7 protein-coding genes and 3 pseudogenes are annotated in these 12,741 nt (G+C 64.2%); 6 read left to right on the top strand and 4 right to left on the bottom strand.

Annotated elements, in window-relative coordinates:
• Positions 1-9: 9 nt before the first annotated feature.
• Positions 10-879, bottom strand: a complete 870-nt coding sequence (gene panB / locus C7W88_RS13555) for a 3-methyl-2-oxobutanoate hydroxymethyltransferase (protein WP_118073935.1) — start codon at positions 877-879, stop codon at positions 10-12.
• Between the two features lie 205 nt (positions 880-1,084).
• On the opposite strand from panB, the gene C7W88_RS13550 reads away from it, so the two are divergent.
• Complete coding sequence (locus tag C7W88_RS13550) at positions 1,085-2,623, top strand: amino acid permease (RefSeq protein WP_118073934.1); 1,539 nt, start codon at positions 1,085-1,087, stop codon at positions 2,621-2,623.
• Between the two features lie 76 nt (positions 2,624-2,699).
• Here the strand turns inward: C7W88_RS13550 and C7W88_RS13545 are convergent, their stop codons facing one another.
• Positions 2,700-3,182, bottom strand: a complete 483-nt coding sequence (locus C7W88_RS13545) for a pyridoxamine 5'-phosphate oxidase family protein (RefSeq protein WP_118073933.1) — start codon at positions 3,180-3,182, stop codon at positions 2,700-2,702.
• Positions 3,183-3,343: 161 nt separating this feature from the next.
• On the opposite strand from C7W88_RS13545, the gene C7W88_RS13540 reads away from it, so the two are divergent.
• Positions 3,344-4,114 carry a hypothetical protein gene (locus C7W88_RS13540; RefSeq protein ID WP_240344658.1) on the top strand — a complete coding sequence of 257 codons (771 nt, stop codon included), beginning with the start codon at positions 3,344-3,346 and terminating at the stop codon, positions 4,112-4,114.
• A pseudogene (locus C7W88_RS13535) lies at positions 4,065-5,599 on the top strand (DUF6504 family protein). The gene C7W88_RS13540 and the pseudogene C7W88_RS13535 overlap by 50 nt, the downstream one beginning before the upstream one ends.
• A gap of 4 nt (positions 5,600-5,603) precedes the next feature.
• Here C7W88_RS13535 and C7W88_RS24815 read toward each other — a convergent pair.
• Both C7W88_RS24815 and C7W88_RS13530 read right to left on the bottom strand, forming a co-directional pair.
• Positions 5,604-5,858, bottom strand: coding sequence for an alpha/beta fold hydrolase (locus tag C7W88_RS24815; RefSeq protein WP_370073140.1), 255 nt, complete (start codon positions 5,856-5,858; stop codon positions 5,604-5,606).
• Positions 5,843-6,499, bottom strand: coding sequence for an alpha/beta fold hydrolase (locus C7W88_RS13530; RefSeq protein WP_370073139.1), 657 nt, complete (start codon positions 6,497-6,499; stop codon positions 5,843-5,845). Before C7W88_RS13530 ends, C7W88_RS24815 begins: the two co-directional genes overlap by 16 nt.
• Positions 6,500-6,624: 125 nt before the next feature.
• On the opposite strand from C7W88_RS13530, the pseudogene C7W88_RS13525 reads away from it, so the two are divergent.
• From C7W88_RS13525 to C7W88_RS13515, 3 genes and pseudogenes are all read left to right on the top strand, one after another.
• A pseudogene (locus tag C7W88_RS13525) lies at positions 6,625-7,885 on the top strand (putative DNA modification/repair radical SAM protein).
• Positions 7,882-9,320 (top strand): annotated as a pseudogene (locus tag C7W88_RS13520) (UdgX family uracil-DNA binding protein). Before C7W88_RS13525 ends, C7W88_RS13520 begins: the two co-directional pseudogenes overlap by 4 nt.
• Positions 9,320-12,736: an error-prone DNA polymerase gene (locus tag C7W88_RS13515; RefSeq protein WP_118073932.1), complete on the top strand. Its 3,417-nt coding sequence runs from the start codon at positions 9,320-9,322 to the stop codon at positions 12,734-12,736. Before C7W88_RS13520 ends, C7W88_RS13515 begins: the two are co-directional and overlap by 1 nt.
• Positions 12,737-12,741: the final 5 nt, after the last annotated feature.

Below are 12,741 nucleotides of genomic sequence, written 5' to 3'. Positions count from 1 at the left end.
CGTGGCGCGTTACTTTGGCTGATAGGTCTGTTCAATACCGGGGAACGCACGAGAGCGCACTTCGGCAGCATAAGTGGCGGCAGCGCCGGAAATCGTGTCGGCAATGTTCTCGTAGATCTTCACGAAACGCGGCACACGCTCGAACATGCCGAGCATGTCCTCCGTCACCAGCACCTGCCCGTCGCACTGCGCCGAAGCGCCGATGCCGATGGTGGGGCAGGGCACTGCTTGCGTGATGGCGATGGCGATGGGCTCCACTACCCCCTCGATCACGATGGCAAAGGCGCCGGCATCGGCCAGCGACTGCGCATCGCCGACAATCTTGGCAGCCTCGGCCTCGCTGCGGCCGCGCGCGTTGTAGCCGCCGAGCACGTTCACCGCTTGCGGAGTGAGGCCGACGTGGCCCATCACCGGAATGCCGCGCCGGGTGAGGAAAGCGACGGTTTCGGCCATCGCCTCGCCGCCTTCGAGCTTGACCGCTGCGCAGCCTGTTTCCTTGAGCAGGCGCGAGGCGCTCTCGAATGCCTGCTGCGGCGAGGCTTCGTAGGAGCCGAACGGCATGTCGACCACGACGGCGGCATGGTACGATCCGCGCACCACCGCCGCGCCATGCGCCGCCATCATGTCGAGCGTGACCGGCACGGAGGAGGGCAGGCCATAGATCACCTGACCCAGCGAATCCCCCACCAGCAGCAGATCGCAATGGGCGTCGAGCAACTGCGCCTGCCGCGCGGTATAGGCGGTGAGCATCACCACCGGTTCCTGGGTCACGCCGTCCTTCTTGCGCCGGCGGATCGCCGGGATCGTCAGCCGCTTCATCGGTGCGGGCGTAGGGTTCGCGCGGCTGGTGGCGGTGTCGAGCTGGAAGGTCGTGGACATCGTTGCGCATCCTCTGAAGCGGGCAGCCGTTTCTACCGGCTTGCCGAAAACCCGCAAGGTGGCCCGGCGCACAGGCCATTTTTGATGCAAGTCTGGGGAAAAATGGCTTGCGCGCTAGGCCGTTCCCGCTAGCGTTGCGGCGCATAACCTGGTTTCCGGCGCAACCGTTTTGGTTTCAGGTGCCGGACCAAGGCGGGAGAATTTCATGTTCGGTCGCGTCAAACCGCTCGACGCCATTCTAGCAACTGCTGAAAAGAAATCGTTGCATCGCTCGCTGGGCCCGGTCCAGCTCACCCTGCTCGGCGTCGGCGCCATCATCGGCACCGGCATCTTCGTGCTTACGGCCGAAGCTGCGCAGAAGGCCGGGCCGGGCATGATCTGGAGCTTCATCATCGCCGGTTTTGTCTGCGCGGTGGCGGCACTGTGCTATTCGGAACTGGCATCGATGGTGCCTGTTTCGGGGTCAGCTTATACGTACACTTATGCCGTGATGGGTGAATTGCTGGCATGGATGGTCGGCTGGGCGCTGATCCTCGAATATGCGGTGGCAGCTTCAGCGGTCTGCGTGGGCTGGTCGGGCTATTTCGTCGGACTCTTGCGAGATTACATAGGGTTGGAGATACCAGCGACGCTGGCCAACGGTCCTTTCGCGGGCGGCGTGGTCAACCTGCCGGCGCTGGTTATCGGCCTGCTCGTTACCTGGCTGCTGATGATCGGCACCTCGGAAAGCGCCAAGGTCAACGCGGTGCTTGTTGCGATCAAGGTCGGCGCGCTGACCCTGTTCGTGTTCGCCACGTTCAAGTACCTGAACAACGGCCCGAATTTCACTCCATTCACGCCTAACGGCTGGGGCATCATCGGCGTTGGCGGTGCAGCGGCTTCGATCTTCTTCGCCTATGTCGGCTTTGATGCGGTCTCGACCGCGGCCGAGGAAACCAAGAACCCGCAGCGCAACGTGCCGATCGGGCTGATCGGCAGCCTTGCGATCTGTACGGTGTTCTACATCCTCGTCGCAGGCGGCGCGATTGGCTCGATCGGTGCGCAGCCCGTTTCAGGTCCTGCCGGTGAAGTCCTCGCTCCGGGCTCCAAGGCTCTGGCAGACCAGTGTGCGTCGCTCGCCGCGCTCGGCAAGGAGCCTCTGGCTTGCTCGAAGGAAGCCCTGGCCCACGTTCTCAAGGAGATCGGCTGGACCAAGCTTGGCGGTGTGATCGGCCTTGCTGCCGGTCTTGCCCTGCCGTCGGTCATCCTGATGATGCTGTTCGGTCAGACTCGCATCTTCTTCGTGATGGCGCGCGATGGTCTGCTGCCGGAAAAGCTCGCCACGATTCACCCCAAGTGGAAGACGCCGCACATCGTTACCGGCATTACCGGCGTGTTTGTCGCTGCAGCGGCTGCGTTTCTGCCGGTGGGCAAGCTGGCCGACATCTCGAACTCGGGTACGCTGTTCGCGTTCTTCATGGTGGCCATCGCGGTGCTGGTGCTTCGCCGGACCGAGCCGAACCGTCATCGTCCATTCCGCACGCCGCTGATCTGGCTGACGGCGCCGCTCGCCATTGTCGGGACTTTCGCGCTCTACCTGCTGCTGCCGTTCGACGCCAAGATGGTGCTGCCGGTGTGGGGTGCGCTGGGCCTGCTGATCTACTTCGGCTACAGCCGCAGCCGCAGCCATGTCGGCCGTGGCCTCGTGGAAGTGCATGAGGAAGACGCTGACGCGCCGCCGCAGCCGGTGCCGCCGATCAGCTGATCGGTTGCAAGGGTTGAATAAGAAGGGCCGCTCCTTTCGGGGCGGCCCTTTTCGTTTGGTTGGCGGGTGACAGTGCTTACAGCTTGGTGTCGGTGTAGCCGCCCTTGACGTCGTTGGTGACGTCCATACCCAGCGCCATCTTGGCCGTGCCGATCAGGCCGAGTTCACCCGCCCAGATCGAGGCATCGCCGAGGTTCATGCGCAGGAACAGCAGGTTGGGTGAATCCGGGCCGCCCGGAAACCAGGCTTCCACGAAGTTGTTCCAGTGCTCTTCCAGCACCGCGCGATCGGTTTCCTCGACCAGCACGCCATGGAAGCGGGCAAACACATCGTGCCCCTTGGAAGAGAACGTCGCGGTGGCTCCGCCCATCTTGGCAAAGCGGTTGTCACGGCTGGTGAAGAACCAGATCGCGCTGTTGGCGTCCTTGTCGAGCTGCGCGGTCATCGGCGCGGCCGAATCCGGATCATTGTCGAGCTGGAGCATGACGTAGGGCGATGAAGACATCGCCTTCCAGAATTTTTCGCGTAGCTCTTCGGGATTGCCCTGATCGTACTTCATTGCTCGAATGTCCTTTGCTTGTCGGCAGTTGCCTGATGAACGGGACGGAGCGGGTGAAGTTCCCCCCAGGTTTTTCCCCAAGGCTGTGCACATAAGGGAAACGACAGACGGATTGCGCGTTCCCTGAAATGGAACATAATAAGAACAAAGGAACGAATCGCATGATCGAACACGCCCCTATCCGTGATCCTGTCGCCTTGGCTCCAGGCCTTGCGCGCGGTATCGGCACCTCTGCCCGCACGCCCCGCTGGCAGCCGGGGCTGGCCCTCGATTGCGCTCATGCCGAGCTGTTCGCACCTGCGCGCGATGCCTGCGGAGCGGGAATGGCGCTGGCGCTGGCCCGCGATGCCTTGCGCCAGCAGCAAGTCGCAGAACTGCCCGATCGCCGCCCGTTCCTATGGGTGCAGGACAAGGCGGCACTGCGTCTTTCCGGCCGGCCTTACTTGCCAGGCCTGCCAGCCGACTTGCGCCATCGCCTCATCCACGTTGCCGCCGCCACGCCCGAAGATGCGCTGTTCGCGCTGGAAGAGGGATTGCGCTGTCGTGACATGGCTTTCGTGATGGGCGAGATCGGCGGCAATCCTCGCGCGCTCGATTTCACCGCCTCGCGCCGTCTCAGCCTTGCTGCAGAAAAGCACGGCGTGCCGTTGTGGCTCGTGCGGCTCGATGCCCGGCGCGATCTCGGCGCGGCGCGCATGCGCTGGGAGGTGGGACCCGCACCTTCACCCCGGCCGCGCTGGAATGCCCACGCCCCGGGCACGGCCACCTGGCGGGCCGATCTGTTTCGCGCCCATACCTTCCACCCCGGACAATGGACCTTGCGCGATGACGACGCTCTCCTCGTCGCCGAACCTGCTCTCCCAGAATCCCGGACGCCGGATCATGGCGATCTGGTGCACGGATCTGGCGATCGATCGCTGGCGACTGGTTGAAGGCCTGAAGTACGGGGAAGGGCTCGACGCCGCCCCGCTCGCGCTGATCGAGGACACCGCCCACGGCCCGCGCATTGCCGCCGCCAACGCTGCGGCCCGCGCGGCGGGGGCTGCGCCGTCGATGCGCCTCACCGATGCGCGCACGCTTTGCCCCGCGCTTGTCGTGCGCCCTGCCGATGCTGCGGGCGACCTTGCGTTCCTTGAGAACCTTGCCCTGTGGGCACAACGCTGGGGCCCTTGGAGCGCGCTCGATCCACCCGATGGACTGCTGGTGGATACCAGCGGCGTGGCGCACCTGTTCGGCGGCGAGCAAGCCCTGATCGCTGATGCGCTGGCCCTGCTGAACAAGCGTGGCTTGACGGCACGCGCTGCGCTTGCACCCACGGCAGGCGCGGCCTGGGCACTCGCCCGCCATGGACCGACAGCTGCAGTCCAGCCTGCGGAAGCGGACCCGCGCACCTTTCTCGCCGATCTCCCCGTCGCCGCGCTGCGTCTCGACGCCGATGTGATCCTGCTGCTGCGCCGCCTCGGCCTCAAGCGATTGGGCCAGATCGAAGGGCTGACGCGCGAGAACCTGGCGCGCCGCTTCCGCAATCATCGCTCGGCCGCCGCCAATCCGCTGCTGCGGCTCGACCAGATCTTCGGCCTGCGGCCCGAACCGCTGCTGCCCGTCGTGGGCGTGCCTGCCCGCTGGTCCAGCGCCGACTGATGGAGCCGATCCGCCACCGCACCCTTCTCGATCGCGTGGTCGAGGACCTCGCCGCCGACATGGCGCGCCTGCTCGAAGGGCTGGGGCAGGGGGCACGTCGCCTTGAGCTGGGGATGTGGAAGGTCGATGGCGAGGTGATTGTGCGGCGGCTCGAGATGGCTGCCGCCTCCCGCGATCCGGCCCATATCTGCCGTCTCTTCGCCGCACGGCTCGATGATCTCGATGCGGGGTTCGGCATAGAACTTGTGCGCCTGCGCGTGCCGTGGGCGGAACCCTTGCACCTGTCGCAGGCCGATCTCGACGCCGCGGCCGAGCGTCATGGTACCAGTTTGGCCGCCTGTATCGATCGCCTGACCGTGCGCCTTGGGCCAGAAGCGGTACAGCGTCCGGTCGCTCACGCCAGTCATCTGCCCGAACGCGCCCAACGCTGGCAGCCATCGCTGGCGGATATACCCTCTTCACAGGAAGAATTGCGTTTCCATCACAGGCCACTGAAACTCCTGGATAAACCGGAGTCTGTCGCGGTCATCTATGAAACCCCGGACGGCCTGCCACGCCAGTTCCAATGGCGCGGACAGTTGCACAAGGTCGTACGAGCCGAAGGGCCAGAGCGCATTGCCCCGGAATGGTGGCGCGAACGCTCCACCGTGCGCCTTCGCGATTATTACCGGATCGAGGACGAGACCGGCCGCCGCTACTGGATCTACCGCCACGGCGTGATCGGGGACGGGCGCGGTGGAGCCCCTGAATGGTTCATCCAGGGGCTCTTTGCCTGAAGCATCAGATCGATGGCGCCACGATGGTCTGTGCGGTCAGCGTGTCGATCACTTCCTGCGGCATCGTTTCGGCGGGACGGCCCGAGACAAAATCGAGCAGATCCTTGGTCAGCCGCTCGGTCTGCGTTGCGAAGACCCCGTGCGGCTCGCCATCGTACTCGATCAGCGTTGCATGCGGCACGGCCCTGGCCACGGCGCGCCCGGTTGCCTCGATCGGCACAGTCGCATCGGAGGTGCCGTGGATTACCAAAGTCGGCACGCGGAACGAGGGCAGGTCCCACGGAAATCGGTAGTGGCAAAAGCCTTCGCTGAGAGCAGCGTCGGCCTCAGGCCCGCCTGCATCGCTGTTGCCCAGGACAGCTTCAGCGTCTCGTCGCTCACCGGCCTGCTCAGCATCCCCACGCCATAGAAATCGCGGAAGAAGCCGGTGAAGAACCTGGCCCGGTCCTCCAGCATGCCGTCGGTCATTTCATCGAACGTCGATTGCGGAACGCCGTCGGGATTGTCGTCGGTCTTGAGCATGTAGGGTACGACCGAGGACACCAGCGCCACCCGCGAAACCCCGCGACCGCCATGGCGCGACATGTAGCGCGCGATCTCGCCGCCGCCCATCGAGAAGCCGACCAAAGCCACGTTATCGCCCACACCCATTGCCGCCATGACGTCAGCCAGATCGTCGGCAAAGGTATCGTAATCATAGCCGCCGGAAGGCTGATCGGAACGCCCGAAGCCGCGCCGGTCATAGGCAATTGCGCGGAAGCCCGCATCGGCCAGCGCATTGCTCACCGGGTCCCAACTGTCGCCGGAAAGCGGCCAGCCGTGGATCAGCACCACCGGCGGCCCATCACCCCACGACTTGGCATAAAGGCGGGTCCCGTCGCGGGTCTCGATCATCGGCATCAAACTGTCTCCTCAGGCCCCGCCCGTATGGTGCCTGAACGGCTCGTCCCGTTTCGCGTTCCTTCCCTCGGCCTGTCCACAGGTACGGGCTGGCGCAGGATGCCGAAGGAACATATAAAGAACGAATGTCGCAACTTACCGTTCTCGAACGCCTCGAAATCCTGGCCGATGCTGCCAAGTACGATGCCTCCTGCGCTTCGTCGGGTACTACCAAGCGCAACAGCAAGGGGGGCCAAATGGACCAGGGCGCGGCATCGGGTCGACCGAGGGCATGGGCATCTGTCATGCCTATGCGCCTGATGGTCGCTGCATCTCGCTGCTCAAGATCCTGCTGACCAACCACTGTGTGTTCGATTGCCACTACTGCGTGAACCGCAAGAGCTCGAACACCCGCCGCGCGCGCTTTACTCCGCAGGAAGTGGTGGACCTGACGCTGTCGTTCTACCGCCGAAACTATATCGAGGGGCTGTTCCTCTCCTCCGGCATCGTCAAAAGCTCCAGCCACACGATGGAGCAGTTGATAGAAGTCGCCCGTATCCTGCGGGAAGAACACGATTTTCGGGGTACATCCACCTCAAGACAATCCCCGAGGCCGATCCCGAACTGGTTGCCCAGGCCGGGCTCTATGCCGATCGCGTCTCGATCAACGTCGAATTGCCCACGGTGGCCGGCCTCACTCGCCTTGCGCCCGACAAGTCCGCGCCGCAGATCGAAGGAGCGATGGGGTCGCTGAAAGAAGCGATTGTCGAGGCCAAGGACGCCCGCAAGCGCTTCCGCCATGCGCCGAAGTTTGCTCCCGCCGGCCAGTCCACCCAGATGATTGTCGGCGCCGATGCTGCGACCGATGCCGATATCGTCGGTCGCGCCAGCACGCTTTACGACCGCTTTCGCCTGCGCCGCGTCTATTACTCCGCCTTCAGCCCGATCCCCGATGCCAGCGCGGTCCTGCCGCTGAAGCGTCCGCCCTTGATGCGCGAACATCGGCTCTACCAGTCCGACTGGCTGATGCGCTTCTATGGCTTTGCCCCGCACGAAGTGCAGCAGGCAGCCGGCAACGATGGCATGCTCCCGCTCGATATCGACCCCAAGCTCGCCTGGGCCTTGCGCTTTCGCGGGGACTTTCCGGTCGACGTCAACCGTGCCCCGCGCGAGAAGCTGCTGCGCGTGCCGGGGCTGGGAGTGAAGGCGGTCAACGCGCTTGTCGCCGCGCGCCGCCAGCGCCGCCTGCGCCTCGCCGATGTCGGCAAACTCACCGTCTCTGTTGCCAAGGTGCGCCCGTTCATCGTCACCGAGGACTGGCGCCCCATACTTTTGACCGACCGGGCCGATCTGCAAAGTCTTCTGGCCCCTGCCGCCAAGCCCGCCCAGATGGAACTCTTCGCATGAAGCCGTTTCGTGACATGCGCCTGACCGAAGCGTTCCGCATCCAGCTTGCCGCGCCGGACGATTTCGAGGGGTGGCGTGATGCCGCGCGCCGCATGGTCCGCGCCGATATGGCGCCAGACCGGGTCACCTGGGAATCCCCTGCCGATCAGGGCGCGGACCTGTTCGCTCATGGTGACCGCCGCCTGCCATCGCCGCCTGACGATGCCCCACAGCCCCGCGTTTCGCGAGACTTCTTGCAGCTTGCACAAAGCGTGATCCTTCATTCTGATTCTACGCGCTTTTCATTGCTCTATCGCACGTTGTGGCGCCTGCAGTCACGCCCCGCCTGATGGAGGACAAGGCCGATCCCGACGTACGCGCCATGGAAGACCTCGCCCGGCAGGTCCGGCGGGACATTCACAAGATGCGCGCTTTCGTCCGCTTTCGCAGCGTGGAGAACGAAGAAGGCGAGCACTACGTCGCCTGGTTCGAGCCCGAGCACCATATCCTGCGCGCCAACGCCGGGTTCTTCGTGCGTCGCTTCACCACCATGCGCTGGTCGATTCTCACCCCGCGCGGGACCCTGCATTGGGATGGCGAGGCGCTGCAGGAAGGCCCGCCGGCCACCCGTGCAGATGCTCCTTCGGGCGATCCGGTCGAGGCGCTGTGGCGCAAGTATTATGCGTCGATCTTCAATCCCGCGCGTTTGAAGGTCGGGGCGATGCTCAAGGAAATGCCCCGCAAGTACTGGAAGAACATGCCCGAAGCGGCGCTCATCCCCGAGTTGATCGCAGGCGCACAGGCACGCGAGGCGCAGATGGTGAAGGCGGGCGAACAGGACTTCGGCGAACGGCCGCAAAGCCTTGGCGCGATTGGCGAGGCAATCCTCGGCTGCCGCCGTTGCGAGATCGGCTGCAACGGTACCCGTGCCGTCATGGGCGAAGGGCCTGCATCCGCCGCCTTGATGATCGTGGGCGAGCAGCCGGGCGATACCGAGGAGGAGCAGGGCCGTCCGTTCGTCGGCCCGGCCGGTCGCTTGCTGCGCTCGCATCTCGAAGAAGCGGGTATTTCGGACGAACGCACCTACGTGACCAACGCGGTCAAGCACTTCAAGTTCGTTCCCCGTGGCAAGCGCCGTCTCCACCAGAATCCCACCGCCAAGGAAATTGATATCTGCCGCTGGTGGCTTGATGGCGAACGCGCGCTGGTCCAGCCCCGGCTCATCCTCGCCTTGGGCGCAAGCGCGGCACGCAGCCTTCTGGGCAAGACGGTCAGCGTGCAAAAGGTGCGGGGCGAGCCACATTTGCTCGACGATGGCAGCGAGCTGTGGATCACCACGCATCCCAGCTATCTGCTGCGTCTGCAAGATCACGGTCGCGCCGAGGAAGAAGCCAAGTTTGCGAATGATTTACGCCGGGTAGCGGATAGACTTTCGGAACTTTCTGGCGCAGTCTGATGCCCGAACCTGCGCTGACGCCGCCGCGGCGCCATGTCGCGCCATTCGAAGGGTCGCTACCGTCACCGGCGGCCTTTGTCGAACTGGGGCTGGCAACCTGCTTCTCGTTCCTGCGCGGTGCCTCGGACGCCCAGGATCTGGTCAGGACGGCACGCGAACTGGGCTACGATGCGCTGGGCATTGCCGATGCCAACACCCTGGCCGGTATTGTACGTCTGCACACCGAAGCCGATGGGGCGGGCATGCGCCCCGTTATCGGCTGCAGGATCGAAACCGTCGAAGGCCTGGCCTTTCTGGCCTATCCGCAGGACCGCGCCGCGTACGGTAGGCTGTGCCGCCTCATTTCTGCTGGGCGAATGCGCACGCTCACTGGAGAGTGGCAGGCCAAGGGCATCTGTGAGATCGATTTACCCATGCTGGCTGCCCATGCCGAGGGCATTCACCTGATCCTCGTTCCCCCAGCTGATCTGGATCAGATGTTTACGGCGGAAAGCGAAAGCAATGTCTTTGCTTTTCCAAGTGGGGAATCCCCAGTTCTTCCACCGATTACGAACAGCCTTTCCCTGCCTTTTCCCGAGCTTCTCCCCAAGCTTGTCCACAGCCTGCCGACCATGCGCCATCTGGCCGCGAGCTACCTTTACGTCGGCGATGACATTGCCCGGATCGAACGGCTGAACGGTCTAGCTCGGAGCAATGGCCTTGGCCTGCTGGCTACCAACGAAGTGCTCTACGCGACGCCAGACCGCCGTCCGCTTCAGGACGTGATGACGGCAATCCGTCACAAGACCACCGTGGCCAAGGCCGGGCATTTGCTCGAACCCAACGCCGAACGGCATCTGAAATCCCCTGAAGAGATGGTCCGTCTGTTCGAACGCTGGCCCCAGGCAATCAGTGCCACGCGCGAAGTGGCGGACTCCTGTCAGTTCAGCCTCAAGGAGCTCAGCTACGAATACCCTGAAGAAATCTGCCCCGAAGGCCACGATCCGCAATCCTGGCTCGAAATGCAGACGTGGGAAGGTGCACGGGGGCGCTATCCGGATGGCGTGCCGGAGAGCGTTGCCGATACTCTGCGCCGGGAACTCGACCTGATCGGCAAGCTGAACCTTGCAACCTACTTCCTGACCATCAAGGATATTGTTGATTTCGCACGTAATTGCGATCCTCCGATCCTGTGCCAAGGGCGTGGCTCAGCTGCCAATTCCGCGGTCTGCTTTTGCCTCGGGATAACCGCCGTTGATCCCGCCAAGCACGCACTGCTGTTCGATCGCTTCATCTCGGAAGAGCGCAAGGAGCCGCCCGACATCGACGTCGACTTCGAGCATGAACGGCGTGAGGAGGTCATCCAGTATATCTACCGCCGTTTTGGCCGTGCCCGTGCAGGGCTTTGCGCCACGGTCATCCACTACCGCCCGCGCATGGCGATCCGCGAAGTAGGCAAGGCCATGGGCCTGTCCGAAGACGTGACCGGCGCGCTCGCTCGCACCGTCTGGGGTAGTTGGGGCACCGAGGTGGGGGACAAGAACGTCAACGAAAGCGGGTTGGACGGCACCGATCCTTACCTCAGGCGCGTTATCGCAATTGCCCAGCAAATGATTGGAATGCCGCGCCATCTTTCCCAGCACGTTGGCGGTTTCATTCTCACTCAAGGGCCGCTGACCGAAACCGTGCCGATCGGCAACGGCGCGATGGCCGATCGCAGCTTCATCGAATGGGACAAGGATGACATCGACGCGCTCGGCATCCTCAAGGTCGATGTGCTGGCGCTCGGAATGCTCACCTGCATCCGCAAGTGCCTTGATCTGCTGGGCTCGCACCACGGCCGCGACCTGACGCTGGCCACGGTCCCGCGCGAGGACCCGGCAGTCTACGACATGCTGTGCAAGGGCGATTCTCTCGGCGTGTTCCAGGTGGAAAGCCGCGCGCAGATGAACATGCTGCCGCGCCTGCGCCCCCGCCAGTTCTACGATCTGGTGATTCAGGTCGCCATCGTGCGTCCCGGCCCGATCCAGGGCGATATGGTCCACCCTTATCTCAAGCGCAGGCGGGGTGAGGAGAGGGTAGAGATCCCTGCGCCCGGACCCGAACATGGCCCCGCCGATGAGCTGAGCTCGATCCTCAACCGCACGCTGGGCGTGCCGATCTTTCAGGAGCAGGCGATGAAGATCGCGCTCGATGCGGCGCGGTTTTCCAGCCTCGAAGCCAATCACCTGCGCAAGGCCATGGCCACGTTCCGCTCCCGCGGGATGGTGCACGAACTTGAGGACATGATGGTCGGCCGCATGGTCAAGCGCGGCTACGATCCGGATTTCGCCGAACGCTGTTTCAACCAGATCAAGGGTTTCGGCGAATACGGCTTTCCCGAAAGCCATGCCGCCAGCTTCGCCCACCTCGTCTATGTCTCGTCATGGCTGAAGTGCCACTATCCGGCGGCTTTCGCCTGCGCCTTGCTCAATTCGCAGCCGATGGGCTTCTATGCCCCTGCGCAGATCGTCGGCGATGCGGCGCGGCACGGCGTGCCGGTGCTGCCGGTCGATGTGAACCATTCGGACTGGGATTGCACGCTGGAGCAGGGCGGAGGCGCGCTCCGGCTTGGCCTCAGGCAGATCGATGGCTTTCCCGAACATGCGGCCGCCATGCTTGTTGCGGCGAGAGGCGAGGGTGGTGTCTTTACCGATGCCGCCAGCCTGAAGGAACGGGCAGGGCTGTCTCCGGCACTGGTCGAGCGGCTTGCCGCAGCCGATGCGCTCGGCTCGCTTGGTCTCTCGCGCAGGCAGGCGCTGTGGGATGCCCGCAGCCTTGTCGCGCCCAAGGAACTGCCGCTGTTTGCCGCCATGACGTCACGCTCGGAAGGCGAGGAGCGCAGTCGTGCCGTCCTGCCGATGATGCCGCTGTCGGAGGAGGTCGTGGCCGATTATCAGACGCATCGCCTGTCGCTGAAGGCCCATCCGCTGGCGTTTTTGCGGCCGATGCTGGGCGAACGCGGCTTTGTCCGGGCGGCGGACCTCAGGAGCCACAAGTATCGCGCCACGGTGCAGGTTGCCGGCGTGGTGCTGGTGCGTCAGCGCCCCGGCAGCGCCAAGGGTGTCTGTTTCATCACGCTCGAGGACGAGACTGGCGTGGTCAATCTGGTGATCTGGCCCGACCTGATGGAGAAGCAGCGCAAGATCATCATGGGTGCACGGCTGATGGAGGTGCGCGGGCGTGTCGAATACGACGACGAGGTCATCCATGTCATCGCCATGCACCTGACCGATGCCAGCGCGAGCCTGGATGCGCTGTCCGATGCCGACCAGCTCATGCCGCCGATTGCGCGGGCGGACGAGTGCAACAGGCCGATCCCCGAACGCGCCGGTCCCGGTGCCCGGACACACCCGCGTGACGTGAGGATCATCCCCAAGTCACGCGATTTTCATTAGGCCTC

The organism is Novosphingobium sp. THN1, from assembly GCF_003454795.1.
Taxonomy (GTDB): Bacteria; Pseudomonadota; Alphaproteobacteria; order Sphingomonadales; family Sphingomonadaceae; genus Novosphingobium.
The sequence above is the reverse complement of the archived record's forward strand: the minus strand, read 5'-3'. Positions and strand labels throughout refer to the sequence as shown.